This window comes from Paenibacillus sp. PDC88 (genome assembly GCF_900106725.1).
GTDB classification, from domain to species: domain Bacteria; phylum Bacillota; class Bacilli; order Paenibacillales; family Paenibacillaceae; genus Paenibacillus; species Paenibacillus shunpengii.
Genome location: NZ_FNNT01000004.1, coordinates 125,033 through 151,769 on the forward strand (window position 1 = coordinate 125,033; position 26,737 = coordinate 151,769).

The 26,737-nt window shown below is 45.2% G+C and carries 27 protein-coding genes; 16 read left to right on the plus strand and 11 right to left on the minus strand.

The genetic code is table 11. The features are described from left to right. Positions 1-26 precede the first annotated feature (26 nt). Positions 27-1,310, minus strand: coding sequence for an adenylosuccinate synthase (locus tag BLW49_RS13905; RefSeq protein WP_090725183.1), 1,284 nt, complete (start codon positions 1,308-1,310; stop codon positions 27-29). A 107-nt stretch (positions 1,311-1,417) separates the two neighbouring features. On the opposite strand from BLW49_RS13905, the gene BLW49_RS13910 reads away from it, so the two are divergent. Then, a complete protein-coding gene (locus BLW49_RS13910) occupies positions 1,418-2,311 on the plus strand; it encodes a LysR family transcriptional regulator (RefSeq protein WP_090725184.1) in 894 nt (297 codons plus the stop codon). A gap of 135 nt (positions 2,312-2,446) precedes the next feature. Beyond that, positions 2,447-3,679, plus strand: a complete 1,233-nt coding sequence (locus tag BLW49_RS13915) for a molybdopterin-dependent oxidoreductase (protein ID WP_090725186.1) — start codon at positions 2,447-2,449, stop codon at positions 3,677-3,679. A gap of 43 nt (positions 3,680-3,722) precedes the next feature. Here the strand turns inward: BLW49_RS13915 and BLW49_RS13920 are convergent, their stop codons facing one another. Then, a complete protein-coding gene (locus BLW49_RS13920) occupies positions 3,723-4,016 on the minus strand; it encodes an RNA polymerase alpha subunit C-terminal domain-containing protein (RefSeq protein ID WP_076313388.1) in 294 nt (97 codons plus the stop codon). Positions 4,017-4,066: 50 nt separating this feature from the next. Continuing rightward, positions 4,067-4,987, minus strand: coding sequence for an aminoglycoside phosphotransferase family protein (locus tag BLW49_RS13925; RefSeq protein WP_076313387.1), 921 nt, complete (start codon positions 4,985-4,987; stop codon positions 4,067-4,069). Positions 4,988-5,160: 173 nt separating this feature from the next. Between BLW49_RS13925 and BLW49_RS13930 the strand changes: the two genes are divergently transcribed. Together BLW49_RS13930 and BLW49_RS13935 are read left to right on the plus strand one after the other, a co-directional pair. Next, entirely contained in the window at positions 5,161-5,895 is a 735-nt protein-coding gene (locus BLW49_RS13930; RefSeq protein WP_076313386.1) for an ABC transporter ATP-binding protein, read from the plus strand. Continuing rightward, positions 5,879-7,495, plus strand: a complete 1,617-nt coding sequence (locus BLW49_RS13935; RefSeq protein ID WP_090725187.1) for a hypothetical protein — start codon at positions 5,879-5,881, stop codon at positions 7,493-7,495. The genes BLW49_RS13930 and BLW49_RS13935 overlap by 17 nt, the downstream gene beginning before the upstream one ends. 54 nt (positions 7,496-7,549) lie before the next feature. Here the strand turns inward: BLW49_RS13935 and BLW49_RS13940 are convergent, their stop codons facing one another. Next, a complete protein-coding gene (locus BLW49_RS13940) occupies positions 7,550-8,395 on the minus strand; it encodes a sulfurtransferase (RefSeq protein ID WP_090725189.1) in 846 nt (281 codons plus the stop codon). Between the two features lie 464 nt (positions 8,396-8,859). On the opposite strand from BLW49_RS13940, the gene BLW49_RS13945 reads away from it, so the two are divergent. The 3 genes from BLW49_RS13945 (at position 8,860) to BLW49_RS13955 (ending at position 11,457) form a co-directional block, all read left to right on the plus strand. After that, entirely contained in the window at positions 8,860-9,933 is a 1,074-nt protein-coding gene (locus BLW49_RS13945; RefSeq protein ID WP_090725190.1) for a suppressor of fused domain protein, read from the plus strand. A gap of 107 nt (positions 9,934-10,040) precedes the next feature. Beyond that, positions 10,041-10,772, plus strand: coding sequence for an MORN repeat-containing protein (locus BLW49_RS13950; protein ID WP_090725192.1), 732 nt, complete (start codon positions 10,041-10,043; stop codon positions 10,770-10,772). 31 nt (positions 10,773-10,803) lie between these two features. Then, a complete protein-coding gene (locus BLW49_RS13955; RefSeq protein ID WP_076313382.1) occupies positions 10,804-11,457 on the plus strand; it encodes a DUF2625 family protein in 654 nt (217 codons plus the stop codon). 84 nt (positions 11,458-11,541) lie between these two features. Here BLW49_RS13955 and BLW49_RS13960 read toward each other — a convergent pair whose 3' ends face one another. After that, positions 11,542-12,654, minus strand: a complete 1,113-nt coding sequence (locus BLW49_RS13960) for a VanZ family protein (RefSeq protein ID WP_090725194.1) — start codon at positions 12,652-12,654, stop codon at positions 11,542-11,544. 192 nt (positions 12,655-12,846) lie between these two features. Continuing rightward, a complete protein-coding gene (locus BLW49_RS13965) occupies positions 12,847-13,788 on the minus strand; it encodes a DMT family transporter (protein WP_090725195.1) in 942 nt (313 codons plus the stop codon). Between the two features lie 190 nt (positions 13,789-13,978). On the opposite strand from BLW49_RS13965, the gene BLW49_RS13970 reads away from it, so the two are divergent. The 5 genes from BLW49_RS13970 to BLW49_RS13990 all read left to right on the plus strand — a co-directional run bounded on the left by BLW49_RS13970 (position 13,979) and on the right by BLW49_RS13990 (position 16,445). After that, positions 13,979-14,416, plus strand: coding sequence for a hypothetical protein (locus tag BLW49_RS13970; protein ID WP_090725197.1), 438 nt, complete (start codon positions 13,979-13,981; stop codon positions 14,414-14,416). A gap of 192 nt (positions 14,417-14,608) precedes the next feature. Continuing rightward, positions 14,609-15,169: a DEAD/DEAH box helicase family protein gene (locus tag BLW49_RS13975; protein WP_090725199.1), complete on the plus strand. Its 561-nt coding sequence runs from the start codon at positions 14,609-14,611 to the stop codon at positions 15,167-15,169. A 56-nt stretch (positions 15,170-15,225) separates the two neighbouring features. Next, entirely contained in the window at positions 15,226-15,486 is a 261-nt protein-coding gene (locus tag BLW49_RS13980; protein ID WP_090725200.1) for a hypothetical protein, read from the plus strand. 135 nt (positions 15,487-15,621) lie between these two features. Further along, on the plus strand, positions 15,622-15,801 hold the full coding sequence (locus BLW49_RS13985; protein ID WP_076313376.1) for a hypothetical protein: 180 nt from the start codon (positions 15,622-15,624) through the stop codon (positions 15,799-15,801). Between the two features lie 32 nt (positions 15,802-15,833). After that, complete coding sequence (locus BLW49_RS13990) at positions 15,834-16,445, plus strand: flavin reductase family protein (protein ID WP_090725202.1); 612 nt, start codon at positions 15,834-15,836, stop codon at positions 16,443-16,445. A gap of 140 nt (positions 16,446-16,585) precedes the next feature. Here BLW49_RS13990 and BLW49_RS13995 read toward each other — a convergent pair whose 3' ends face one another. From BLW49_RS13995 to BLW49_RS14015, 5 genes are all read right to left on the minus strand, one after another. Further along, positions 16,586-17,638: a helix-turn-helix domain-containing protein gene (locus BLW49_RS13995; RefSeq protein ID WP_090725203.1), complete on the minus strand. Its 1,053-nt coding sequence runs from the start codon at positions 17,636-17,638 to the stop codon at positions 16,586-16,588. A 25-nt stretch (positions 17,639-17,663) separates the two neighbouring features. Further along, positions 17,664-18,671 (minus strand): Gfo/Idh/MocA family protein, encoded by a 1,008-nt coding sequence (locus BLW49_RS14000; protein ID WP_090725503.1) that lies wholly within the window; start codon positions 18,669-18,671, stop codon positions 17,664-17,666. Positions 18,672-18,720: 49 nt separating this feature from the next. Continuing rightward, positions 18,721-19,803: a Gfo/Idh/MocA family protein gene (locus tag BLW49_RS14005; RefSeq protein WP_090725205.1), complete on the minus strand. Its 1,083-nt coding sequence runs from the start codon at positions 19,801-19,803 to the stop codon at positions 18,721-18,723. Between the two features lie 129 nt (positions 19,804-19,932). Beyond that, entirely contained in the window at positions 19,933-20,985 is a 1,053-nt protein-coding gene (locus tag BLW49_RS14010) for a hypothetical protein (protein ID WP_143042118.1), read from the minus strand. Beyond that, positions 20,975-21,508: a GNAT family N-acetyltransferase gene (locus tag BLW49_RS14015; RefSeq protein ID WP_090725208.1), complete on the minus strand. Its 534-nt coding sequence runs from the start codon at positions 21,506-21,508 to the stop codon at positions 20,975-20,977. The genes BLW49_RS14010 and BLW49_RS14015 overlap by 11 nt, the downstream gene beginning before the upstream one ends. A gap of 192 nt (positions 21,509-21,700) precedes the next feature. Between BLW49_RS14015 and BLW49_RS28800 the strand changes: the two genes are divergently transcribed. The 4 genes from BLW49_RS28800 (at position 21,701) to BLW49_RS14030 (ending at position 26,639) form a co-directional block, all read left to right on the plus strand. Beyond that, entirely contained in the window at positions 21,701-21,877 is a 177-nt protein-coding gene (locus BLW49_RS28800; protein WP_177178740.1) for a hypothetical protein, read from the plus strand. A gap of 77 nt (positions 21,878-21,954) precedes the next feature. Continuing rightward, positions 21,955-22,245 (plus strand): DUF6509 family protein, encoded by a 291-nt coding sequence (locus BLW49_RS14020; protein WP_076313371.1) that lies wholly within the window; start codon positions 21,955-21,957, stop codon positions 22,243-22,245. A gap of 149 nt (positions 22,246-22,394) precedes the next feature. Next, positions 22,395-25,502: a sensor histidine kinase gene (locus BLW49_RS14025; protein WP_177178741.1), complete on the plus strand. Its 3,108-nt coding sequence runs from the start codon at positions 22,395-22,397 to the stop codon at positions 25,500-25,502. A gap of 3 nt (positions 25,503-25,505) precedes the next feature. Beyond that, on the plus strand, positions 25,506-26,639 hold the full coding sequence (locus BLW49_RS14030; protein ID WP_090725211.1) for a response regulator: 1,134 nt from the start codon (positions 25,506-25,508) through the stop codon (positions 26,637-26,639). Positions 26,640-26,737: the final 98 nt, after the last annotated feature.

Sequence of the window (26,737 nt, forward strand, 5' to 3'; positions counted from 1 at the left end):
TTTTTTTTGAGAACATAGAAGAGTAGTTATCTTCGTTCAATAACCTGTTCGCGTCTTGGCCCTACAGAGATGGTTGTGATGTTTACGCCAATACTTGCTTCAATAAATTCCACATATGCAATGGCTTTCTTCGGCAAATCATCAAATTCGCGAATTTGAGAAATATCGCATTTCCAGCCTGGCAGAGTAGAGATGACGGGTTTTGCTCCATTCAGCTTGCTTGTCACCGGAAAAGCTTGAGTTGTACTGCCATCTTCCAGCTCGTATGCGGTGCACATCGGGATCTCGTCCAGATAACCCAGTACATCAAGATTGGTGAGGCATACCTCTGTTGCATTCTGGATGGAACAACCGTACTTTGTCGCGACCGCATCAAACCAGCCCATCCGTCTTGGTCTTCCGGTCGTCGCACCAAACTCGCCGGCATCACCGCCAAGTCCGCGCAGTTCATCTGCTTCTTGACCTTGAATCTCCGATACGAAGGGACCAGCACCTACACAGCTGGAATAAGCCTTGACTACGGCAATGACTCTACTGATGGAGGATGCCGGAAGTCCGGCACCGACAGGAGCATAACCGGACAGGGTTGAAGAAGAAGTGGAGTATGGATAAATCCCGTGATCAGGATCACGCAGTGCTCCAAGCTGTCCTTCCAGTAAAATGGATTCTCCGTCAAGGTTAGCCTTTTGCAGAACCTCAGTTGTGTTCTTGACATATGGAGCTAGAAATTCTGCCTCCTCTTTAAGCTGCTCCATAAGAACCTCTGGATGGATTGGTTCACGGTTATAATAATGCTGAAGCATGAGGTTCTTGGGCTCGAGTAGTCTCTCCACCCGCTCTCTAAGACGCACTTCATCGAACAAATCGGAGACCTGAATGCCAAGCTTCGCATACTTGTCTGCATAGAACGGGGCAATTCCTCTCTTCGTCGAACCGAATCCGCGTGTACCCAGACGCTCCTCTTCAAGCTCATCGAACAGACGGTGAATACTCAGCACGACCTGTGCTCGTTCGGAAACGTATAGTGTTGGTGCGGGTACCCCTTTATCCTTGAGCATTTGCAATTCCTTCTGTAACATGCCGGTGTCCAGTGCCGTTCCCGGACCGATGATATTCGTTACACTCGGGTAGAACACCCCTGAAGGCAGCATGTGCAGAGCGAATTTTCCGTAGTGATTAATAATGGTATGTCCTGCATTACTCCCGCCTTGAAAGCGAACGACATACGAAGAGACAGCGGATAATACATCCGTCATCTTCCCTTTGCCCTCATCTCCCCAATTTGCACCCACGATCGCGGTAACTGTCAATTGTATTGCCTCCCCATTTGTAATTACATCCAGAGACTATTATAATTTCATTCGTTATATAAGAAAAAGTAATATTACTAATAGTTGATATAAAGAGGGGTAATGTAATGAATGTTAATTTGGAGTGGTATCGTGTTTTTTACCAGGTAGCGAAGACAGGAAGCCTGACCCGAGCTGCGGCGCTACTGCACATTACTCAGCCGGCGGTCAGCCATACCCTCAAACAAATGGAGGAGCAGCTTGGAGGATCGCTGTTTTTTAGAACCTCAAGAGGAGTTCAGCTTACGACCGAAGGAGAAGTGCTGCTTGGCTATATCGAACAGGCATTTATTAATGTGAATATGGGGGAAAAGGCGATTGCAGAAATGCACAATCTGGATAAAGGTGAAATTCATATCGGGGCCAGCGATACGTTATGCAAATATTATTTGCTTCCATACCTTGACCGTTACAGGGCGGAGTACCCTAACATTCGCATTCATGTGACGAATCGGACGACACCCGAGACGATTCAGCTGCTGAAGGAAGGGCGGATCGACTTTGGCATCGTTAGTCTCCCCGTAATGGATAAACAGGTTGAAGTGAGAGAAAGCTCCGCGATTCAAGATTGTCTCGTTGGCGGGAAGGGGTATTCCCACTTGGGTAACACCATTTTTACTGGCGAAGAACTGGAGCAATATCCGATTCTCATGCTGGAAAAAGGAGCGAGTACACGCAAATATATCGACGATTATGCGGCTGCACACGATATGCAGATTATCCCGGAGATTGAGCTTGGCAGTATAGATTTGCTCCTTCAATTCGCCCTAAGAGATTTTGGACTTGCCTTTGTTATACGGGATTTTGTAATAAATGAACTAAGAGAGGGATCGCTGGTGGAAATTCCGTTAGCAGTTCCTATACCTAAAAGGCACGTCGGTGTTGCTACACTGCGTGGCGTGCCGTTGTCCGCTGCATCCCGCTCTTTTCTCTCCCTGCTGCCGGATCATTTTTCGAAATAAACTCATTTATATTAACAAATATCTCCTTCGTCTATGGATATATAGGTGAATTAATGGTAGGTAATGAGATGAACAGCGTTATAATTAACTAAAATGGAAATTTGCCGGCAGCATAATAGTTGGGGGGAGCAAAGAATGAGGACTTGGCTTAAGCAGCTTCGCAAAGGTTATGGCAAAAAGCTGGTTTCATTACATACTTGGAATGGCTGGATCGTATTTGTACTGGCTTTGACTGGTTTGATCCTTATCGGCGGATTTTGGCGGAGTTTACTGGGAGAAGGACGGGTATGGATCAAAACGCTCCATATCATGGTTGGTGTGGCGTCTATTCTCCCGGTTCTCTATTATTTGCTGCTTGCAGGGAAGCACTGGAAACAGCTGAAGCAAAAGCCTTGGCAGCGGTTAAACGTCGTTATCGTACTGGTGCTTCTTACAGGCTGGTTTATATCAGGCGTGCTGCTGTGGCAGTTCAAGCAGGTAGGACCTGCTGTATCCAATGCAGCGTTGATTGTTCATGATGTGCTGACCTGGATTGGTCTTCCCTATATCATCTATCACTCCATTACTAGATTAAAATGGTTCAAGGAGCCCGCGCGACGTACGATCAAACAGGGGCGTATGGAGAACCAGCTTCATCCTGCGGCCCCACAGCCTATATACACGAGAAGAGCTTTTATCGGTGGAGTCATTGGCATCGGGTTAATCGTAACGCTGACTCCGTCCTTCCTAAAATGGCTTGGCAGCTTTGGCGGGAGTAATTCGATGGGAAATCTGCTTAAACAGAACGAGAACAAACTTATTCCTACTCCAGTACCGCACTCAGCGTCTCAGCATCCCATGGGCGGGGGAGCGGAGGGGAATTTCCGGATATATACCGTAACGAAAATACCAGTCTTCACCAACGAGAACTGGTCCTTCACCATTGATGGTAAGGTGGATAACCGCTTAAGCTGGAGCTGGGAGGAGTTTGTTCAGCTTAAGCGTACGGTACAGGTAAGTGACTTTCACTGCGTAACAGGCTGGTCAGTCTACAACAATACCTGGGAGGGCATACGGCTAAAAGACCTGCTGAAGCAGGCCGGGGTGCAGCAGTCAGCGCAGACGGTAAAGTTCTATTCGGGAGACGGTGTCTATACAGATACGCTGACGCTGGAGCAGGCAGATCTGGATGATGTGATGGTCGCTGTCCTGCATGACGGAAACCCCATCCCCAGCGACCTCGGTGGTCCGGTCAGACTCATTGTACCGAAGATGTATGCTTATAAATCGGTCAAATGGCTGACCCGGATCGAGTTGATTGAGGGTGAGCATGTCGGCTACTGGGAAGAGCGGGGCTATTCGAATGATGCTTGGGTTAAGAACAGCTAATAATAAGCTGTAGCCTATCGAAGCCATGCTATAGTCTTTATCTTTATCGTCTAAAAGTTAAGCCAGTCTCCTCCAGAGCAGCTCTAAGCTTGGGCAGTGATGCGGGCCCCATACCGTGAAATTTTAAAATCTCTTTTTCACTGTAGGTGGACAGCTGCTCCAAGGTAGTAATTCCATGGTGCTCCAGTGCCCGTCTTGCCGGTGCAGATAGCAGGGAGAGGAACCCGCCGGCGGGTTTTCTCTCCCTCTCACAGGTGGGGCATGTCGGACAATCACTGCTTTTATAATATTGGTGACCTTTGCTGCAGGTTCTCAGACTTTGATTTGATGTTTCCATTCATTTAATGTCCTCCTACAAGATTATATCTGTCACAATAGCAACTACCGTCAAAGAGTCTGCGTATCCAATATGCTTTTAGCAAAAGCGACATAGCTTAACAGCTTCGGAAATTCTTCCGGGAGAGCACCACTTTGTACACTCCAACAGTTTCCCATCGCAGTTTCTACATAGAGGCATTGCCGCAAGACCTCACCCGGAATAAGAAGCTCCTTCTCCAGTGTGTTAATGATATTGTTAATCTTGTTATATAGCGCTGGAGTGACCTCCTCTTCGAATTCATTCAAGATAAATCGGGGAGTGTCAAAGATCGGATCGCCAATGACGCCCTTCGGATCGATAATCTTATATTGTCCATGACTACCCAGCAAAATATTGTCATGATGAAAGTCGCCATGCAGAAGCCGTTTTTTTGAATATTGAGAAGAGAGTGAGATGCAAATCTCCTGGGCCTTCTTCATATGCAAATAGAGCTCTTCGGCATCCTGCCGCTGGCTCATATAACTCGTAATTCGATTCACCCACGTAAGATAGGTTGGGTATATCTCAGCGTCAGCGGGTTCAACATGGAGGTCTGTGTACAGGGAACAGAAAACGGCAAGTCTTCGCTCAAGCGAGCTCTCTTTTCTTAAAGTATAGCCAGGCTCAATACGCTCTTCCAAAATAATGCAGTGTTCACGATCGATATCGTAAACCTTGCAGAATGGCCTTCCCTTGTATTCCTCCAGAGTGCTGAATTCGGTTAACGTTTCTGCGGCAGTAGGGTTCCCGATCTTTAGTATGGAACTGCCGTAGAGGGCGGACTCGCATTTGAACACCAGGTTGGCCGAGTAGGAAGGAATGAACTCAAATGAAGACAGGGACCACATATCTGCGTAGATGCCGAGATATTGTTGGACTTTTTCATAAACGTGTTCACCAAAGTGGTCTTTAATCTTTGCGGCTTCGTCTGACTTAAAGTTATAGCTCATTTTGAATCACTCCCTATTCTCTATCTTACGTTTACATATATTAGTTCAGCAGAATTACGAAAGCAAGCTTCTCCAATCCGACAAGCAGCAGCTTAATTCAAAATATTGCGACACCTCACGCTCTTAGGCTCGTATTAACAAAAATAGATGGAAATAAGGAGGAGATCTCACACGTGGAATTAGTCTTAGAGAATATTGTCAAAAGCTTCGGAAAGAAGAACGTACTGCAAAACACCGGATTTACGTTCGAACAAGGTAAGATTTACGGTCTTCTCGGACGAAATGGTGCTGGGAAAACGACTCTTTTTAATGGCTTGAGCGGGGAAACCAAGCTTGATGGCGGTAATGCATGGCTGCTGGATAATGGTACCCGCCGTGAGCTGAAAGAGGATGATATCGGATATGTCTACTCCTTGCCTATATTGCCTGAGTTCCTGACGGGATACGAATTCGTCAAGTTCTTCTTGGATATTAACAGGGATAAGCTGCAGGCGGATACCCAGATCGACGATTACTTCGAGATGATGAGAATTACAATGGAGGATCGGCATCGTCTTATTAAGAACTATTCCCACGGGATGAAGAATAAAATTCAGATGCTGCTATTTCTCATTACGAAGCCGCCGGTGATCCTGCTGGACGAACCTTTGACCTCGTTTGACGTGATTGTCGCACTGGAGATGAAAAATTTACTGCGGTCGATGAAGAAGGATCATATTCTGATCTTCTCTACGCATATTTTGCAGCTGGCCTCCGATCTTTGTGATGAACTAGTCATCTTAAACAAAGGGCAATTGTCTTCGGTACCGAAAGAGCTGCTTGGCAGTCCTGGCTTCGAACAGAGCGTTATCGACCTGCTGCAGGATGATGCGGATGGGGAGGGGAGACCGGATGCTCCGAACACTTAATACGATTCTTCATCTTCAAGTATCCTCTATTGCAAACCGATTGATCTATTATGTTCGGCGGCTTCCGCTCATCGGTGGTCTGGTTAGTGACAATGTCTATTCCAGAGTGGGTGTGAAGAAGGCAGTGGCCATTGCTGCACTGCTGCTGTCTATTGTGTGGGGATTCTTGACCAGTATGCTGTATGTCGGCCTTGTCGTTTATTTTCCGGTGGTCACCTTGGGCCAAGAGCTGCCTATAGAGCGTCAGCTGGACATCTTTTGGCATATTTTCTTCATTATCACATTTATCATTGCTGGAGTATCGAATGCCAGAATACTTGAACCGAAGCGGAGCAAATACATCGCGGTCAAGCTGTTGCGGCTTCCGGCTACACGATATATGCGGGCGACGCTCAGCTACAAATACGTTACCTTATTTGTCTATCTGCTGACAGCGGTGCTCCTTTTTTCCTCGCTGCTTGGTGCACCGATGCTGCAAGGCATTCTCCTCACGGCTGCTGCTGTAATGTGGCGGATCGTATGGGAATATTTTCATTACTGGTTGTTTCAGCGAACCGGGAATGTATTGATCAAGAACAACGTCATCGTTTGGGCCGTCATTTTCATTGGATACATCGCAGCATATGCGCCATTACTGTTTGAATGGGCTCTGGCTTGGGGGGCAATGTTAACTTCGGCTGTGCCTTTATACGTTATTTGCATTTTGCTGGGAGGCATTGCGAGTGTTGTTCTCTTCTGGCGACTGGACTATACGGATGCGGTAGACGCGGCGACGAAGCGGGATGACCCGCTGCTTGACCTGGGCCGGATGATGGCGGATGCGCAGCAAACATCCGTCAAGGCGAAGGACAGTGATTACGATCTAGAAGGGACGAACGAGAGCAGGAGGACATTCGAGGAAAAAGAGGGGTACGATTATATTAATGCGATCTTCTTCTCGAGACACAAAAGTTTGATCCGGCGGCCGCTGTATAAGCGTTTGGCCATCGTTGCTGCCCTCGGGACGGCCTTGATCCTTGCGGGATTTCTATACCGAGAGCCGATGGCTGCCGCAGCTTCTAGCATAGGGACATTTTTTCCTGGGCTTATCCTCATCATGGCCTATTTGACCGTCGGGGAACAATTGTGCAAAGTGCTGTTTTTCCATTGTGATCTGAAGCTGCTAAGACAAAGCTTCTACCGACAGGATGCGTCGAAGCACTTTCGGATCCGCCTTATTAAGATACTGGGCATGAACCTGCTCCTCGCAGCCGCACTTGCCTTGGTGCTGACGCTGGCGGCTGTCGCTGCCGGAGGGTTAACAACAACAGCCGACTATGTATTTCTGTGGGTAAGCACATTATCACTCGCCATATTTTTCTCCGTACATCACTTGTTTTTGTACTATATATTCCAGCCGTACACGACAGAGCTGAATACGAAAAATCCGTTTTTTTATCTCTTTAGCTGGATTGTGTCAGGCGTCTTTGTCCTATCGATCAGCTTAAGACCAGATCCGGTTGTTTTTTCAATAAGTACGGCTGTTATAGCCCTGCTCTATCTTGTGTTTGCTCTGCCCTTGGTTCGCAAGTATGCTCCGCGCACGTTTCGGGTGAAGTGAATAGATTCGTCTGAAAATAAAGAAGAACCCGCGTCCCACGCGGGTTCTTGCACATTATTCTTTTCCCGTAGCTACCGGGTTCTCCTCATAGCTGATCCAGTCGCTCCAGCTCCCTGCATACAGCTTCACATTCTCATATCCTGCTTCTGTTAACGCTAGTACATTGGGACAAGCCGTAACGCCGGAGCCGCAATATACAATAATATCTTGATCTTTGGACACTGCTTCAAACCGTTTGCTTAACTCCTCAGCTGACTTGAATTTAGTCGATCCTTCCTGAAGGTTATCCTTCCAGAAATAGGAGGCAGCGCTTGGTATATGACCTGCCTTCTTATCCAGCGGCTCTACCTCTCCCAGGTATCTCGGGTATTCACGTGAGTCGATTAACATAGCAGATCCAGTGGTGGAAGCCTTCCGCACTTCTTCTAGATCAGCCAGCAGGTGAGACTGGAGATGTGGGGAGTAGGATGCCGGAATCCGAATCGGTACATCGGCAGTGACCGGAAAGCTCGCAGCCTGCCATGCCGCAAATCCCTCATCCATAATATATACCTGCTCATGACCGAGATAGCGCATCAGCCACCAGAATCTTGACGCCATCGCACCGCCTTGGTCATCGTAAGCAATAATTCGGGTCTCGTTACTGATTCCTGCCTTACGAATGCGGTCAACCAGCTGCTCTACATCAGGCAGTGGATGTCGTCCCCCGTATCCTTTTTCATGCAAGGGTGAAGACAGATCCTGCTCCAGATCAAAATATACGGCCCCTGGTATATGGCTTTCGTTAAAGGCCTGTCTGCCCGTCTCTGGTTGACCCAGAGCAAAACGGCAATCGACAATCGCGACGTCCGGTTCATACATTCGGGCTAGCACCCATTTCATGGATACGATAAATTTCATAGCTCATCACCGCTCTTTATTGGAATGTTGGTTAATACATAATATATGCAAATGCATCGGGTCTAGCTGTATTTTACTTTATATAGAGTTCATCGCCAATCCGAATGTGGAATATGAATCTCCTTAAACCAGGAAGAAGTAAGCAGAAGTATTTCGTATTCATGCATTTTATGAAAAAGTTGAATGGATCTGAGTTGAGGATATTTCTAACCATTGAAGCCCTCGTATGACGATAAACATCGATTCCACCAGAACATTGCTCCAATCTAACAAAAATCCTACTTGACGTTTGACATGAGTTTCATATTTGAGGGTTGACTTTGTCTCGGTATTTTATGTAGTAAATAATGCTCAAATTTGCCATATACAGCAATAGGCAGTCCAAATCCATTTATAATAGATAATTAGACAGTGGATGAATTACAGGAGAAGATGCAGGAGGTCAATGAGAAGATGAGTGAGAAATGAACGAAGAGCTAAATGAACAGCTGGATCAAGCACCCGGCTGGGATGCGATAGATGAAGCATTAAAGCCTATATACGGAGACCAGGAGCCTAAGCATTACGGGACTTTGCTTCCTTATTCTCTTGGAGGTCAGGACCCGCTTGATGGGATCAGCGCATATAAGTCAGAGCAAGGAGGACCGCATTGGCATATCGTCACGTATGGATTTTCTGAGCTATATACAAAGGAATCCGAAAATTTGGAGGATAGCGGCTTTGGATTTGAACTGACCTTCAGGGTTTCGCGGAGTGAATCAGAGGAGGAGCCGCCGGCTTGGGCGCTTAACCTGCTGCAAAACATGGGCAGATACGTGTTCGGGAGCGGGAACATATTTAAAGCAGGAGATTATTTGGATGCGAATGGTCCCATTTGCTTGGGGGCGGATACCTTGCTCACGGCCCTCGCATTTACTCATGATCCGGAGCTCTCACCAATGGATACACCTAATGGGAGAGTAGAGTTTATTCAAATGGCAGGAATAACAGGTGACGAGCTGGACGCTATGATGACATGGAATACACTTGGTGTTTTGTCAGCAGGTCTTGCCCATATGCCTTATTACATAACAGATCTATCCCGAAGCTCTCTTCTGGATATTCAAGAGGTAGCAGATGCCGTGAACACCGGACTCGCGGAGGAAGGCTCGAGCACGGGATTCCTGTTCGTGGATACACTGGACTGGATGCCTGCAGAGAAGAAGCTGTTTAGAAAGACTCCGGCCCGATTAACTATCGGAGCTAAGCAGGCTGGAATTGTTGGCAGGCTGCTTCAAGGCCGGATATTAAAAGGCAAGACGCTTCGATTGTTAAGCGAAAATACTCAGGTTGTGTTTGAGCGAGGCGAGAAAGCGGGTTGTAAAGAAGAGGAGGATAATATTACCATTACTCTGAATGAGCAGGCAGCAGCGGAGTTTACGCAAAAGCTTGTACCTAAAGAAAGCTCGGTCCCAATTTCTTCGGTCAATATCGTACTGGACATTATAAAGACTTTAATTCGGGACAGTGAAGGCAGTATCGTTGAAACCATTGGTTAATGAAAAGAGTTTTGTTATTGCTTTTTAGAAACGACCTAGGTCACACCGGAATTTTTTAAGTGAATCTAGAAACATAAGCCGTAAAAATAGAGAGGAGTCTATAACAAATGAAAAAGCTGGCAGTTTTGCCCCTGGCGTTTGCGCTCACGTTATCGGCATCGGTTGGCGTATTTGCTTCGGGTACCGTATCCGTAAGTGCCGCGGCAAGCAAGGAATGGGTTCAGATATCCGAACGAATTACTTATTACGGGGAAGTAGCAGATGGGTTGCCACATGGAAGAGGAACGATGAACTGGGGGGATGGCAAGAAGTACTCCGGTAACTTTGTTCAGGGCAAGCGCTCTGGCACAGGCAAATATATGAATGAGTATGTATTAGAAGGTGAGCTACATAAAGTGGTATACAACGGGAATTGGAAAAATGACAAGATGAATGGTAAAGGTACCCTGACTCATAAAATTTCGATAGAAGATGGCACGGTCCGCTCTCATCAGATTCAAACAGGCGTATTTAGCAGCAGTCTGCTTCGAAGCGGCTATGACGTTATTCATGCTGTGGCAGATCCGGACTTCAGCTTTGCCTATAAGAATGGAAATGAATCGATTCGGATTCAAGGTAGCAATGAGAACATGAAGACTTCCTGGCAAGAGGGGCGAATGTTCAGCGCCGTCTATAGTAAGGGTTCTGTGCTCAAGGAGTATTCCATTTTCCCAGGTGACACCAAGGCTGAAGAGCGCAAAAATGCAGCAGCTTTAAAATACATGCAAAGTATCAAATCCAAAGTGAATCCGCATCTAGAAGAATTCGAACGTTTATCGAAGCTTGTCCCATTGCGATAGATAGGTTTTGAATTCAAAGGAGGGGAGAATGATGGGATATTTAAAGATTCAGGAGTTGCTTAACAAAGAGGACCATGCTTGGGAAGAGCTCGAGAATATGCTAAGCCAGGGTAAAAACAAGAGTGTGATCATTCCCGCAGAGCATGATACAGGAGCAGACACGCTATATCGTTTGCAGGTTAGCACCAAATCCTACCTTGGTGCAGTTGCTTACGAAACGGCAGGCATTCTGTTTGATTATGGCTGGATTACCTTGCTCGGTGCAGGCGGTGACGGTATATATGGCAGTCTTCCGTTCTGGAATGGACTTCTCGATCGCGAAGGCGTTCCGGCTCTCGAAGGAATGCTGCTTGTAGCATACGATGCGGCTGGCGGTTTTTTCAGTTTGAATATCGGTCGTTTCGGAAATGACGGACACATCTATTATTATGCGCCGGATACACTGGAGTGGGAATCGACGGAGCTTGCTTATTCTGGTTTTGTTAGCTGGCTCGCTGACGGGGATCTAGCCCAGTACTATGAGACCTTTCGCTGGAAGGGGTGGCAGGAGGAGTCAATTCGGCTTCAGCCAGGTGAGGTGTTTACCTATTATCCCCCCCTTTGGACAGAGGAAGGAAGCGGAGCCGGCAGCAGCAAAGTGAAGACCTCGGTTATTGAAGCATGGAATATCGTTTTGGATATCTAGTTGATCCGAGGAAACATCCATATAGAAGTTGGATTGCTTCATGAACAAAAAGCCGCCACGAGGCGGCTTTGAATATGATTTACATTATTCAGCAGGCTTCTGTGCAAGCTCAGGTGTCGGTCTCTGCCAAGTAATCTGATGCTTCGTACCGCTGAGCTGTTCGTATAATAGCATTGGTTTTTTGCTAAAGAACCGGCGCAGCACATGAATGGCAAACCAGAGATCCATGACGAAGATGACAAAAGCAAACAGCGTACTTCCATAGGAAGGAAGACTCGCCGTTACAATCATCAGGTTTAAGCCGAAAAATATCCAGTACAGCAGCCCATATCTGATCATAAGACCGGTAAGCTTCAGCCTTCCCGCCTCTCCTGTCAAATGAATGCGGACAAGCCATTTACCAAAGGTTCTTCCCTTATTCAGAAAAGGAAACACCATGAAATACAATCCCGTAACGATCCAGAAGGCAGCAGGTACATCCAGAATGGTAGCGATATTGAACAAGATCAAGCAGATGAACCCATCAAATAAGAGCGCTACTGCACGTCTGGTATAGGACACGCGTTTTCCAGCAATATCGACTTCTTTATCAAGGTGCTCAATTCGAGGCAGCAATCCTGAGAACCACTCTGCAAGCAGGAATCCAATCATGCCGCCAAGCGTGTTCATAATCAGATCATCTACATCAAATACGCGGTAGGGATGATCATAGAAACCGAATATGCCTGTCAGCTGAGTTATCTCGAAGGATAACGAGAGGAGGAAGCACAACAGGATCCCACGGATCCAGCTTGTTCGGAAATAGTAACGCAGAAAGAGGCCAAAAGGTACGGTCAGAACGATATTAAAGACAACCTGAAGAAAGGCCCTTTCCGTAAGCAGTTTCCAGTAAGTGCTGACATCCTGGGCTGAAACATTGGTTTCTTTGAGGATGTCATGTATGAAATTAAACGGGATGAGCTGATATGGAATACCGGCTAAGGGTTCATTATGCCTCGCCGCCGGCAGCGGCAGAAGAACAAGGAAATAAGCGTTCATTAAATAAAGCAGCAACAGATACAGCATAATCGCCCTAACCTTATTAATGTAGCCGTGTTTTCGATACTGCACAATAAGAAAAGGAAGTGTAAAAAACAAGGCGGCTACAGGAAAGGTCATGAAGGCGTAGGAGATCGGAAACAAATACGAATGAAACATGAATACACCTACCTATGTAAATTAAGTCATATTAAATGGACGAATCATGATATTTTACCCTAAAAGTCGGTATGCAATTGTTACATTTTATTCATATCACTGGATATTGATAAAAAATGAGCCAGAGTCTCAGCTTGGAGACTCTGGCTCATTATTTTTAACAAAGAAACTATAGCCATTGTAGTTGAACCATTACACTTCCGATGTGCTTGGTTTCTGTTGAACCGGAGGCAGCAGCTCTTCTTCACCGTGGATGTTGTTTTTGCCATATCTTAGGAAGATCCAGACGCCAAGCAGAATGATAAATCCTGCAATCAGCTGGATGCCGGTCAGTGCCTCACCGAGCAGCATCCAGGCAAGAATGGAAGCAAACACCGGCTCGCCGAGCACAGACATGGATACGGTTGTGGCATTCATCACTTTGAGCAGCCAGTTGAACAGATAGTGTCCGAACAGGGTAGGGACGATCGCAAGCAGGAGAAATATGCCCCATTCTCTTGCATCATACCCGGTAAAGGGAATTTGATTGATCCCATTATAGGCGGCAAGAGCTGAACCAGCGAATAAAAATACCCAGAAGTTATATACATAAGCACTGATGTTTTTTCTAAGATGCTGTCCAAACAGCATGTGCACAGCTACCGCAATCGTTCCCAGAAAAGACAGCAAATCTCCGAGCAGTGCATCCCCGGATATCTGGAAATCCCCTGCACCGATGACGACGGAGCCGATTACTGCCATCCCCATTCCAATGAGCATGACTTTATTGGGACGAATACTGAACAGCCACATGGACCCGAGCATTACAAGAATGGGCTCCAGTGTGAGAATAACGGTTGAACTGGCGACAGTGGTGAGCCGGAGCGAGCCCATCCATAAGAGAAAGTGGAGACCCAGCATTAGGCCTGAAGCGGCAAGGTACAGCCACTCTTTTTTGGTCAGCCGAACGATATCATGACGGTATTTATACAACAGAGGAGCCATGAGCAAATTGGTGAGAAATAGACGGTACATTGCAATAACAGATACTTCTGCATCCGACCAGCGAACAAAGATGGAAGAGAATGAGATGGCAATGATACCGATAATATACAGCATTTCGTATTTACTAAAGGAACTTTTAGTGCTAGACATGATCGTATACTCCTGTGGTGTATGTATTTTGCTTAAGCTTAACTCAAACATACACATTATACCGGAGCAGCTGGTAATTAGGAATAGCATTTCATTGGCAGCAGAGACCCTGAACCGAATGATCAGCTGATTAACAAGAATGGGATACGTGTAATGAACAGTAAGGCGATTTCAATTGGAGGTAACTCGGATGAAAAAAAGAAACCGACAAACAACAGCCACCTTAAGTGTAACGATCTTGCTGCTGACTGCAGCCATTACTTCGGCAGAACAGACTGCAGCAGCAGAAGCGGCGGCAAGTCTGGAGGCGACAAGCACTGCAGAGCCAATCGTCCGCGGAACCATTGTCGAGACGCAAGCCGTAACACAAAAGGAACAAGCTGAAGAGAATATAATAGAAGAAACGGCGATTTATACAGGTCTCGCTGACCCGCATACAGCTGAGTTTAAAATTGATGGTGAGGCTGCAGCTTTTCAGCTGGAAGAAGGCCTGATGGAGAAATTGGAACGTTTGCGCAGTGGAACACAAATGGAGCTGAAGTATACTGTTAAAACATTCGATAATCTGCCGGATGTAAGACAGCTCGTACTTCATGAGGTGGAGATGACAGACAAGAAGGATGACTAAGAGAGGTGAGCTTGAGTTTGCGGACGGAAGGAACCATTTTTGTATGCGTTTACATAAAGCGTAGTATACAAATCTAAGATCGTCAGGCAATGATGCCTGGCGGTTTTTTATATTTGAAATTCTGCTTGCCTCCTTGAATAATTTGGAATAATATGGATTGAAATATTCAGGGAAATGAAGGTGAGTTTCGGTATGAAGTTTGTTATTATCTTTGGGCCCCAGGCAGTCGGGAAAATGACCGTAGGGCAGGAACTCGAGAAGATTACAGACCTGAAGTTGTTTCATAATCATATGACGATTGATCTGGTATCCCGCTTTTTTAGCTATGGAACCCCTTCAGGGAAGCGGCTGGTGGGTCTATTTCGCAGAGAGATTTTTGAAGAGGTGTCCAAGAGTGATATGCCAGGTCTTATGTTCACTTATGTGTGGGGATTTGATCTTCCTGGGGATTGGGCTTATATCGAGGAGATCAGCCAGATTTTTGAGTCCAGAGGAGGAACCGTGTATTACGTAGAGCTGGAAGCTGATGTGGAGGCGAGACTCGAACGCAACAAAACACCCAATCGGCTTGAGCATAAACCGACCAAACGGGATATTGAATTCTCTGAACGGGATTTGCTTCGAACGATGGAACGCCATCGGCTGAATTCCTTGGAAGGGGAAATCAAGAAGGAGCATTACATAAGAATTGACAATACCGAGCTGAGCCCGGAGGAAACCGCGCAGCGAATTAAAGAAGCGTTTCAATTATAGAACACCGAAATGCAAAATGAATATGTTTCAGGTAAACAGTGAAGGATGTGTACAGCATGAAGAGAATAATTAGCGGAGGTATTCTGCTAATGAGCGGAACGATATTATATACAGGAATTCGTATTTCAACAGCCATTTATGCGGAGAGCTTAGGTGGATGGTCGACTCCGCCGGGTAAATTTGGCACTGCACTTGAAGAATTAGGGGCAGTGCTTCCTAGGAATCTGTCAGTTGCGCTGATACTAGCGGGGGTGGTCCTCGTTCTTTGGGGCTGTTTTGATAAACAAATCATTAAGCTCTTTACTCCTTCCAGCTGATAACTGTGCAGCAGAATGGATGAAGAGAAGCTGATTCTGTTGTAAGAAGTGCAAGAAGGGGCACTCTTGGAAATGGACACCTATGAATGGTACTCTAATGGGGAGAGATTAATGTTATTTTAAGGAGAAACTAACATGAGATCAGAAGACCAAGTCAAACGCAAATTAAATGAACTGAAACGTCAGCTGGATATGATGAAGAGCCGATTGTCCGCTGAAGAAGCGGCAGCTAATGTACAGGTGCTTCGTTTGGAGGACATGATCATGATGCTGGAATGGGTTATTGATCAGCCAAGTGGCAGCTACCACGTGTAAAGGATTTGTATAAAGCGATAGGGAGGAAGCGAATGGTATCTATTAATCCTAGTGAGCAAAGTGAGCGTGAGAATTATAAGTTGCTGACAGGCAGCATTATTCCGCGGCCGGTTGCTTTTGTAACGACATTATCCAAAAATGGTGTGCTGAATGCTGCTCCGTACAGCTATTTTAATATCGTCACATCCAATCCACCCATGATATCCATCTCCGTCCAGCGCAAGGACGGCCAGATGAAGGACACGGCCCGTAATGCCAATGAACGTGGAGAATTTGTCGTACATATTTCAGATGAGACGTATATCGAGGAGATAAACAAGACGGCGGCGAATCTGCCTGAGAATCAGAGTGAGATCGCTCTGACGAATTTGACGCTCACAGATAGTGTTCAGATTGAAGTTCCCGGTATTGCGGAGTCCAGAATACGGATGGAGTGCGTGCTGGAGCATTCCATACCTCTCGGTGGGGAGAAAAATGTGCCTGGATGCGATCTGTTGATTGGACGAGTCGTACATTTTCATGTGGATGATGAGCTCTACTATGAGGGTAAGATTCGGATGAAGGATTTGCGCCCGGTATCAAGACTAGCGGGTAATGATTACAGCAAATTGGGAGAGTTCTTCTCATTACAGCGGCCTGAATAATATCATCCGAAAGTTTGTCTTCGTCATAGTACAGACACTGAAGAGCCCCCCGCTTAGGGAGGCTCTTCAGTGTCTTGTCATGTAAAAAGGGCAGGGGATTCACGTAGGAAGCTGCATGCGGACTAAATTCCATTCAACACCTACAGGAGTGAGCTTTCCCGCTCGGAATATGTGTAAGCTGAGGCTGGAGCTGGAGTTATCTCCGTATTGGCTTGCAGCTTCCTGATTCTCATGGATTTACGATATTCCATAGGCGTCATTCGATAGACTCGCTTAAATACGGCATGGAGGTAATTAGCACTGGAATAACCGGTTTCTTCTGCAATCTCATCTATCGTACTGTCGCTTGTGGTCAGCCGTTTGCAGATATGAGACAAACGAATCGATTCCAGCATCTCGGTAAAGGTACCTCCGCCGTATTCCTTCAATATTCGCTGCAGCTGACGGGCGCTAAGATGTATTCGATCTGCAACGACCTCCACGGTGAGCGGCTCCATATAGTTATCCTTCATAAATTGTTCGGCTAGCAGGTACCGATGACGTCCCATATCTCTGGACGGGAGTGAACGTCCGGGCTGAGGAAAATAGGCTCTGGCCGTACGAAGCATAATATTGATAACGGCTTGCTTCATGAGCGTAAATAATCCGGGTTCATTCCGATACCAAGCAGTATAGGCGGTAAGAAAGCATTCCATCGCTTTAAACCGATCCGTCGTCGGGATCTTGGGAAGCGAGCTTAGCTGACTTATACAAGCTTCGGCCTCTTTGTATTCTTCCTGAATTCCCGTACTCCAATAACCTTGTTCCATAGGGGAATCCTTGTATGTAGCAGCAGGCCGAAGCGGAACAATTTCAATTCGAAGACACAGCTCCTCCATGGCCTCATCAGGAGCCGCTTCCTGATAATGCATCACGTGAGGGCCCGTTAGATACATCATTCCTTCCGACAGCTTGTATTCCTGCTCCTCCAGAATAACCTTGCCCTTACCTCTTGGGATAAAATGGAATTCGTACTCATTTGAATGCTTATGAAACTCAATGATCTTACCCGCCGGAAAGGTGATCAGATGGAACTGAACGACCCGGATCCCGTAATTTCCCCAGCAAAAGTCTACATTCAGCTGCTCCAGTGCATGGCGTTGTTCATTCATCAGTTCATAGGGGTAAGACAGGCTGGATTCATTCCGTTCCATCTTGCATGCCTCCTTGCGTTAGGGTTTAGATTGGAAGCTTGGTGGTCAGCTTCTCTGACACTCCGCTTCGGGCAGAACGATTGGAGGCTTCCATCAGCTGCGTCAGCTGAGAGCCCAGAACCAAATTCGCTTCAAACACCGTGCCAGCCTCGATATGACTTACCCACTGCTCAAATGCACTTGGGTCTGCATCAGGCAGTTCTGCTGTTTGCCACCCCTCATCATCGGCTGCCCGGTATAACAGCTCGCGATTATGATCTGAGTAGAGAAGGCTGCCTTCTGTGCCATGAATCTCGAAGGAAAATGGGGAATGACGGTTGACAAACCCGGCTTCGACAACGCCAAGAGCTCCGTTCGCGTAGCGGAGTTGGACTACGGCATTATCTTCGACTTCTTTGCCGGTTACATAGCCGTAGCTGGCGTAAACCTGCTCCGGCATACCCAGAAACAGATTGGCCAAATACATCGGATGACATCCGAGATCTGTCATCGCACCGCCGCCTGTCTCCTTGTAGTTGAAGAAACGTTCCGGCAGCCAGCCTTGACGGTTAGCACCTTGCGGTATCGCTCCATTATGAGATAGCCGGGTACGGACAAGAGTAAGCTGCCCTAACCTTCCGCTCTGGATAAGCTCCATTGCCTTAAGGGTATAAGGCTCATACAGTCGTGGCAGGGAAACAGTGAGAGTCACCTTCTCCTCCTGCACACATTGGAGGATATCCGTACATTCTACCGTTGTAAGCGCAATCACTTTTTCAGTGAATATATGCTTTTTCGCTCTCGCAGCACGGGTTATGACATCATGATGAATAGCCGTGCTCGTAACAACAATAACACCGTCGATATCTGGACTTGCAAGCAGTTGGTCCAGGTTCTCATAGAATGGAACACCGCGTTTAGCTGCTTCTGCCCGTCCGCGTTCGACATCCTCATCCCATATGGCTGTAACTTCAGTCAGAGGATGGGCATCTGCCTGCGATGCATAATCATTTGCATGGACATGCCAGTAACCGAGAATTGCAAGCCTTAGCATTTTACTCATCGTTTCGTCCTCGCTTCCATTGTATTATTGTAAGGTAAGACTATTCAAAATAAATGGCTTTGCCGGTTCTGCTCGATTCATATATGGCCTCTAGGATCTCTGATACGACACAGGCTTGTTCCGGTGTAACCAGCGGCTCGGTATCATGCAGAATGGAATCATACCAGCTGCGCATTTCAAGATCAGGTGCAGAATCCGATTGGCCTTCATAGAAGTCTGCGCCTTTGGCATTCAGTGAGATCTGGTTCAGGTACAGCTTGCCATGGGTTTCGCCATTGATCCGCAGGCCATTTACCATATCAGCACCACCTTCGGTTCCGCATAGGGTTGTCTTGGCTTCCTGAACATCCATAATATTCAGTGCCCAGCTTGCCTCCAGCGAAATCGTAGCACCGTTCTTCATCACAATTAGACCGACAGCAGAATCTTCAACATTGAATTTGGCAGGATCCCATGGTCCCCAGGCATTTGCGGCATTTTCCTTGGAGGACAGCTTATGGAAGGATCTGCCGAGGACGACGCTCGGTTCGTAGTTATCCATCAGCCATAGGGTAAGATCAAGCGCATGAGTCCCAATATCGATCAGTGGTCCGCCGCCTTGTTTCTCTTCGTCAAGAAATACACCCCATGTAGGTACTCCGCGTCTTCTAATGGCATGGGCTTTGGCGTAATAAATGTCGCCGAGTGTTCCGTCCTGTACAATCTTCTTCAAGGTCAAGCTATCCGAACGGAAACGGTTATTATAGCCGATCGTCAGCTTCTTGCCCGACTCCTTGGCCGCGGCCGTCATTCGCTTGGCATCATCAGCGAGTTTAGCCATCGGCTTCTCACACATGACATGCTTTCCGGCTCTGAGTGCAGCAATAGAGATTTCAGCATGTGTATCGTTTGCCGTCAATACATGTACAACCTCAATCGACTCATCCTGCAGCAGTTCTGTGTAATCGGTATAAACCTTTGCTTCCGGTAATCCATACTCTGCTCTTGCCTTTTCTGCCCGTTCCGGTATGAGGTCACAAAATGCGACAATACCTGTTTCCTTGATCTTGCTTAGGCTTGGTAAATGCTTCCCAAATGCAATACCGCCGCAGCCGATGATGGCTGTTCTGATCTGTTTGTCCACGAGAAAATGGCCTCCTTATTCTGCCTATGATGGAGAAGATATGAGATTCGTTTCGGGAACATTTTAGCATGACAGCCATCTGCGGGGATATTCCAAGATTATGACATAAAAGAGTGCAAAATTACGACATCAGACCTGATTTTTACGATTCATCCTGCTCATCTGCTTCTCAAGCTTATTGAAGCCTTCCGATAAGTTCGTCATTTCCTGCTGTTGGGTCGATACGAGGTCGAGTACATCTTTAAGACTGCTTTTATTTTGTACAGTGATATCGGCTGTGTTCTCAGCCCTTTCTTTGGCGACCTGCAGCATATCCTTTAATTCCGCCATGAGAAGCTCGTAGCTGCTTAACAGAGAACTGTCTTCTCCTGCAGCGCGCAGCTTCACGAGCTCTGCATTCATGGATTCTACCTTCTCACATATAAGAATCATCTGTTGACGGTGCGAGGCCGAGTTCTCATTCTGCACTTCATACGAATATAAAATGTTCTCGATGGAGGAGACGATCTCGACAGAACGCTGGTTGGTCGTGTCTACTGTAGTATTCAGATTGGTCTGATATTCACGAATCGATTGAACCGATTCTGTTAATCGGGACAGCATATCCTCCATCGCCTGCTTGGCTTCGAGCACTTTTTGCGTCTTGCTTCGGTTCTCAAGCTGTAAGTTATTGTTGAACTTCGCCTGCATAATATTAGAAACGGACACAAAGCAAAAAGTAACGATGTAATACAGGAGATCGTTCACGTTTGTCGAATGAAATATGAATTCACCTTGGGTGAAGAAATAGTAGCATAGAATTGCCAACGTAATCAGCGTTGTCATCAGATTAATAAACCGATCCTGGTAAATTCCCATGATGGCGACATAGAAATACATCGTCATGATGTTGATCATATGTGGATCAATATGATTAATCATGAACATAAATATACCGATGATGATCATATTAAAATACTTCATATAAGGTGTAAGCTGCTCTTCAAATTTTGAATAGCTGGCTACAATCGTCATCGGCACGAGCACAAGAAATATGATCCCCTCCACTGTAAGTACAAACCTCAGCGGGATGCCGAGTGCAAAATTAAGCATTTGTACGACAGTGATGACCGTAGCAAATACAGCAACGACCCAGTTGTTTCTCTTCCTTAGTAAGTAATGCTCGTCCACGTCAAAAAACACCCGCTTTCCATTCCTCGGGTGGACTATACCAGTCATGCTCAGCTTGTTCATACACTTCCTGTAAATGAAAGAGAGCGGGAATAGCAAAAGCTCCTTTAAACCACTCTGCTTCTTGCACCTGGGTCGTTCTGATCCGATATGTTTGGTTAAATAACTCAAATACGTAAGGATCTGCCATTCCAACGGCATGGGTGTACTGATGTTCCTTGGCATAGTGAATCAGGAAGCTGACAATTTCTCTTCCAAGCTTGCCGCGATAGGCTGGCAATACAGCAAAACTATCAACCTCCACGAGATTCATCCCGTCCAATACAATATTATCAAATTTATTTCTAATAAAAGGTCTTGAGTATGCATAAGGGGTAAATTGAAAGGTTCCCCCGGGTTTCTCATCTATATAAAAAAGAAATTGCTCTGAATGGGGCTCGGCATATTCCATTTCAAACCCTTTCTCATCCCAGCTTGTTTTTTTAATATGATAAAAAATATCGAGTTCTTGCTGAGTGCCGACTTTTCTATACATCTTTCTTCCTCCTGCTGGCGTGTTGTCATATTTAAAGTATATCGGAGATTGAGGAAAAAGACTGTAGTAAATTCAAATTTCCAGCAGAATATAGTGACACACTGTTGTCAGTTTGAGCTCGTATACTGTGAAGAGTCATTCATTAGGAACAATGAAGATATTTGAAGATCTAATAGAGGAGGCGAAGGGCAGTTGCATAACCGTGATCGTTATCCCATTCGTGTTGATATTGAGAAGATTATGGAGCAGCTAGGAATGAATCAAGAGAAAGTGATGGATTACATAGATGAACAGAAGAACCCGCATTCTTCTTGCAAAAATAATCTTAAGCCCGTATATTTATCGCATGAAAGCGAAAAGAATGAATAAGAAGGATTGGCCCTTACGATTTCAGGTGTGTCCTGATATAATAAAGCGTCATAAGGTAGAGAGGATGAGCAGCAGCAATGCTTGAAATGAGAAGCTATAGATTTGAAGAGGTTAAAGATCCGTTTGGCATTCTGACGGGGACTCGTTATGAATTCCATATTGATCTTGACGTAGAGGAAGATGACGAGCTGTACTCTGAGAATGGAGTGTACATTCGAGTGATTTATAGAACGAGTGATGCAGATTCCGGTATCGTTAAATATGAGCTGTACGAGAGTGTCACAGATCAATATTTGGATTTTGATCTGGAAGAGGATGAGCTTGCTTCGCTTGATGCGTTCTGTAAGGAGAAGCTGGCAGAAATCTAGTCAGGAAGAGCAAGCCGGTAATGTGAATAGGTAGAGTTTCTTTTGATAAGCAGCAGTGCTGCTATCGAAGGGAGCTCTTTTTTTTTGTTAATTCAAAGCTCTTTAATTGCCGATAAATAGGTGACATGATGGTTGAAGGAGAGGACTTTTTGTATAAACGATGGTTAACGATTTCTACGATTGCTTTTATCTTATTTTCTTTGATTCCTGTATCTATTCTTATCAGTAAAGAAGCACGTCAAGAATTACAAGTGCATAACGGAGTGATGGACCTGGCGGCATGGGATCCGGAGCAGCACAGCAGAATTAAATTGGATGGTGAATGGGAGTTTTATTGGAATGAGTTGCTTCCCCCTTCCTTCTTCAGGCATGGCGCATCAGACTCTGTTTCCAGAATGATAATGGAGGTACCCTCCGATTGGACCGAGAGCCGCATTAACGATAAACCTCTACCAGCTTATGGGTATGCGACTTATCGGATGGTGCTGAGCAATGTTCCTGATGATATGGTTTTTGCCTTAAAAAAAACGAATATTCGCTTTTCAAGTGATATTTATATAAACGGAGAGAAGCTCCTGTCTGATGGGAAGCCCTCTCAGCGCAGTACAGACTATACAGCAGGCAATATCCCACAGATCGGCGGATTTTCAACCACTGGTGATGATATAGAAATTATAGTCCATGTAGCAAATTACGATTATATTAATGCTGGAATTCCCTCTTCCCTTTATTTTGGTGAGCTGAACCATATGATGAAGCATCAACAGCAGTTGACTGTTCGTGAGTTCAGTTTAATTGCGATCCTGGTTACACTTGCGGTCATATACGCCGTATGCTTCATAGCTGCATGGCTGAATGGAAAAAAGGATTATTCATTACTTCTATTTTCCTTGATATGCTTACTATTTTCTATCTATCAGGGGCTGGTAGGGGAAAGAGTCTTATTACTGTTTGGTTCAAGCTTTTCCTTTGAATGGATCTACAAAATAAAGGATATCAGCTCGATGACCTACTTTATCGTACTTGTTGTCCTCTTCAATCAGCTGCAACAGAATATTATTTCACGAAGAGCTACGAAAATAGCGATCACCGTCCTTGGTATCTTTACACTGCTCATCGTGCTTCTTCCGATCCAGAGCTATACTCTACTTCAAGTATATGTGATTGTATTTTACGAATTTCTTCTTCTGTGGATGCTGGTAAGGGCAGGAGCCCTATACGTTAAAAGTACGGCCAATCATCGGATAAATTCTATGTTGTTGTTTATGGGGATGTTAACCATAAATCTCTATTCATTAGACCTGCTCTTGTTTGCATTTTCGCTAAAAGAAGAGTTGTGGCTCGGGCAATTATACATTGTTATTTTTAATATCATTATGATATTTCTTGTAGTGCTTCGTTTTTTTACAGCATATCAGGAAATGAAAGAGATGAAGAACAAGCTGGTTAAGCTTGATAAAATCAAGGATGACTTCTTAATCAATACATCTCATGAGCTAAAAACACCGCTCGGTGCAATTGTGGGTATCACGGATTCTATCATTAAGCGTGTTGAAGGACCTCTTAACGAACAGCAAGTTCAAAATCTAACCATTGTTAAGAACAGCGGTAGAAGATTAACCATGCTGGTTAACGATTTGTTGGATTACTCCAAGATGAAGAATGGAGATATAACACTTCATAAGAAAAAGATGAATCTGAGAGCCTCTGTAGATGCGGTTATCAAATTGCAAATGTTTGTACTCGGGAACAAGCCCGTCCGTCTCATAAATAGCATTTCGGAAGCCTTCCCCGATATTTATGCCGATCCTGATCGATTACTGCAAATTCTGCACAATCTGATTGGAAATGCAATGAAGTATACAGACGTTGGTGAAGTTAAAATAAGTGCTGAGATGCATCGAAATACGGTCGTCATTCATGTTAGAGATACCGGAATTGGCATTGCTCCTGGTATGGAGCGGTTTGTATTTCAAGCTTACGAGCAGATTGAATCATCCTCCAAATACGATCGAAGCGGTATAGGCATCGGTCTGAGTATTACTAAGAAGCTCGTTGAACTGCACGGGGGCCGAATTCGAGTGGAATCTGCGATAGGAGAAGGATCTGTTTTTACCTTTACTCTACCGCAGACGGGTATAGATTCAGTGGAGTGGAATACAGCATCAAAGGAACATAATGATGAGGCTCATGAGTCATTAAACCTACAAGTTCAATATCCGTTATATCTGGAAGGTGAAATTAAAGAACCCATATTGGTCGTCGAGGACGACTTGGCGAATATGCAATCCATAATCAATGCTTTGAAGCTGAAGGGTTATTCGATTGTTGCGGTCCATAATGGACATCAGGCGCTGCAGGAACTGGATAAAAACCAAGGCTTCTATCTTGTTATTTTGGATATTGTGATGGCTGATATGAGCGGTTATGAGGTACTAACAAAAATTCGAGAAAGATATACGCTATTTGAGCTGCCAGTATTAATGCTAACAGCAAGAAATAAGGCGGAAGATATGAGAATTGCTGTAGATAACGGTGCGAACGATTACGTCGGGAAGCCATTTGAGACAGAGGAACTGCTCGCTAGGGTCAACAACCTTACCAAAATGAAAGCTGCTGTAAAACATGCGAAGGACGCAGAGATTGCTTTTTTACGTTCACAAATTAAGCCTCACTTCTTATATAACGCCTTAAACTCGATAGCTGAGCTATGTATCGTTGAGCCTTCTCAGGCGGAAGATTTGGTGCTTCATCTTTCCAGTTATTTAAGAAACAGCTTTGATTTTAAACAGCTGGATTCGTTCACTACGCTTGAGAAAGAATTAGCATTGGTTGAAGCTTATGTCCATATTGAAAGAGCAAGGTTTGGCAATCGAATTCAAGTAGAGTATGACATTGACGCGGATCCATTTATTCAAATTCCACCCCTCATCCTGCAGCCATTAGTCGAGAATGCAATCAGACATGGGCTGATGTCGAGCTCGAGTGGAGGAATTGTGAATGTGATGGTGAGGAAGCAGGAGGATCATATGATGTTCATTTCCGTATCCGACAATGGCTGTGGGATGAGTGAGAAGAAGCTCCAGGAGATTCTGTCTCCTCAGACGGAGTCAAAAGGTGTAGGCCTGTGGAATATAGGTCAGCGAATCAAATTGATTTACGGTATCGACTTTGAGGTTAACAGCGCGGAGGGAGTCGGGACACAAATTATGTTCCACATTCCGGCCCATCCAGATTACATGAGAAGGAGTTATTAACTAATGCTGCAAGCTGTTATTGTGGACGATGAAGAGCTCTCGATTAATCGATTAAAAAGGCTGCTGACGGATCATGAGGAAATAGAGATTTCACGTACTTATTTAAATCCTAAGGATGCCCTTCAATATATAGAAGCAAATCATGTGGACATCGTATTCTTGGATATATCCATGCCTGAATTAAATGGAATGGAGCTATCTAAGTATCTGAAGCATCACCATGAATCTATAGAGGTCGTTTTCGTAACCGGATACGATGATTATGCCGTGCAAGCCTTCGAAATCAATGCGCTTGATTATTTGTTAAAGCCAGTCACGGCACAGCGGGTAGAGATGACTTTAAACAAAATCCGGAAAACTGTTTCAACTAAGGTTCGAGAAAAGACCTTGCCTGTAGAGTCCCAAGAGCTATTCTTGAAGGTTGAAATGTTTGACGGTTTTAAAATATATCAAAGTAGTCATCAAAAAGAATGGGTTAAGATGAGAAGCCCCAAGACGGAAGAATTGTTTGCTTTTTTGCTGCACAAAAGAACAGTCAGCCGAGAAGAAATTATAGATACCTTGTGGAAAAATTTTGAGCCTGAAAAAGCGTGGAAAAATCTGAATTCCACCTTGTACTACATTCGTCAAGCTATTAATGGCTGCTACAAGGGAGCATCCGTTATCCAAGCAACTAGAAATGAGATTCGTATTGATGAAAGGTATTTGTCCTGTGACATATATGAGTTTGATCGTTTAATGAAACAGCAAAGCAATAATCGCATTTTTGAAATTGAGCAAGTAGAGTCAGCCATGAAGCTGTATACCGGAACATTTCTAAAAGGAAAAACATACGAATGGGCGAGCAGCTGGGGGTTAGAGCTTGAGCAGGACTATATAAAAATGCTTGAATACGCCGCCAAATACTATAGACAAACAGACCAAAGCGAGCGTTCTCTATACTTTTGTGAGGAAATTATCAAAATAGACGCTTTTCGCGAGGATATTGGCGGAGAATTAATAAAAGTCTACTTAGAGCTGGGGAGGGAGAAGGAAGCGCTCCGTTTTTATCAGAATCTAGAAGATTTATATCGAACAGAACTAGGAACCGAACCGTTAGCCTCTATTAAAAATCTAATCAACTCCATTGTGTATTGATGCAAATAAGGACCTTAAGCGATAAGTCTATTATCCTAGGTCCTTTTTACTTGTTTATTTTTTGTTTATTGCATAAATGTATAATTTAGGAGAATTAT

What these genes read in the sequence shown, in the direction of transcription:
- BLW49_RS13910 (WP_090725184.1), top strand. Translation starts at nt 1,418, where the DNA reads ATGAATGTTAATTTGGAGTGGTATCGTGTTTTTTACCAGGTAGCGAAG.
- BLW49_RS13915 (WP_090725186.1), top strand. Translation starts at nt 2,447, where the DNA reads ATGAGGACTTGGCTTAAGCAGCTTCGCAAAGGTTATGGCAAAAAGCTG.
- BLW49_RS13920 (WP_076313388.1), bottom strand. Translation starts at nt 4,016, where the DNA reads ATGGAAACATCAAATCAAAGTCTGAGAACCTGCAGCAAAGGTCACCAA.
- BLW49_RS13925 (WP_076313387.1), bottom strand. Translation starts at nt 4,987, where the DNA reads ATGAGCTATAACTTTAAGTCAGACGAAGCCGCAAAGATTAAAGACCAC.
- BLW49_RS13935 (WP_090725187.1), top strand. Translation starts at nt 5,879, where the DNA reads ATGCTCCGAACACTTAATACGATTCTTCATCTTCAAGTATCCTCTATT.
- BLW49_RS13940 (WP_090725189.1), bottom strand. Translation starts at nt 8,395, where the DNA reads ATGAAATTTATCGTATCCATGAAATGGGTGCTAGCCCGAATGTATGAA.
- BLW49_RS13945 (WP_090725190.1), top strand. Translation starts at nt 8,860, where the DNA reads ATGAACGAAGAGCTAAATGAACAGCTGGATCAAGCACCCGGCTGGGAT.
- BLW49_RS13950 (WP_090725192.1), top strand. Translation starts at nt 10,041, where the DNA reads ATGAAAAAGCTGGCAGTTTTGCCCCTGGCGTTTGCGCTCACGTTATCG.
- BLW49_RS13955 (WP_076313382.1), top strand. Translation starts at nt 10,804, where the DNA reads ATGGGATATTTAAAGATTCAGGAGTTGCTTAACAAAGAGGACCATGCT.
- BLW49_RS13960 (WP_090725194.1), bottom strand. Translation starts at nt 12,654, where the DNA reads ATGTTTCATTCGTATTTGTTTCCGATCTCCTACGCCTTCATGACCTTT.
- BLW49_RS13965 (WP_090725195.1), bottom strand. Translation starts at nt 13,788, where the DNA reads ATGTCTAGCACTAAAAGTTCCTTTAGTAAATACGAAATGCTGTATATT.
- BLW49_RS13970 (WP_090725197.1), top strand. Translation starts at nt 13,979, where the DNA reads ATGAAAAAAAGAAACCGACAAACAACAGCCACCTTAAGTGTAACGATC.
- BLW49_RS13975 (WP_090725199.1), top strand. Translation starts at nt 14,609, where the DNA reads ATGAAGTTTGTTATTATCTTTGGGCCCCAGGCAGTCGGGAAAATGACC.
- BLW49_RS13980 (WP_090725200.1), top strand. Translation starts at nt 15,226, where the DNA reads ATGAAGAGAATAATTAGCGGAGGTATTCTGCTAATGAGCGGAACGATA.
- BLW49_RS13985 (WP_076313376.1), top strand. Translation starts at nt 15,622, where the DNA reads ATGAGATCAGAAGACCAAGTCAAACGCAAATTAAATGAACTGAAACGT.
- BLW49_RS13990 (WP_090725202.1), top strand. Translation starts at nt 15,834, where the DNA reads ATGGTATCTATTAATCCTAGTGAGCAAAGTGAGCGTGAGAATTATAAG.
- BLW49_RS13995 (WP_090725203.1), bottom strand. Translation starts at nt 17,638, where the DNA reads ATGGAACGGAATGAATCCAGCCTGTCTTACCCCTATGAACTGATGAAT.
- BLW49_RS14000 (WP_090725503.1), bottom strand. Translation starts at nt 18,671, where the DNA reads ATGCTAAGGCTTGCAATTCTCGGTTACTGGCATGTCCATGCAAATGAT.
- BLW49_RS14015 (WP_090725208.1), bottom strand. Translation starts at nt 21,508, where the DNA reads ATGTATAGAAAAGTCGGCACTCAGCAAGAACTCGATATTTTTTATCAT.
- BLW49_RS14020 (WP_076313371.1), top strand. Translation starts at nt 21,955, where the DNA reads ATGCTTGAAATGAGAAGCTATAGATTTGAAGAGGTTAAAGATCCGTTT.
- BLW49_RS14030 (WP_090725211.1), top strand. Translation starts at nt 25,506, where the DNA reads ATGCTGCAAGCTGTTATTGTGGACGATGAAGAGCTCTCGATTAATCGA.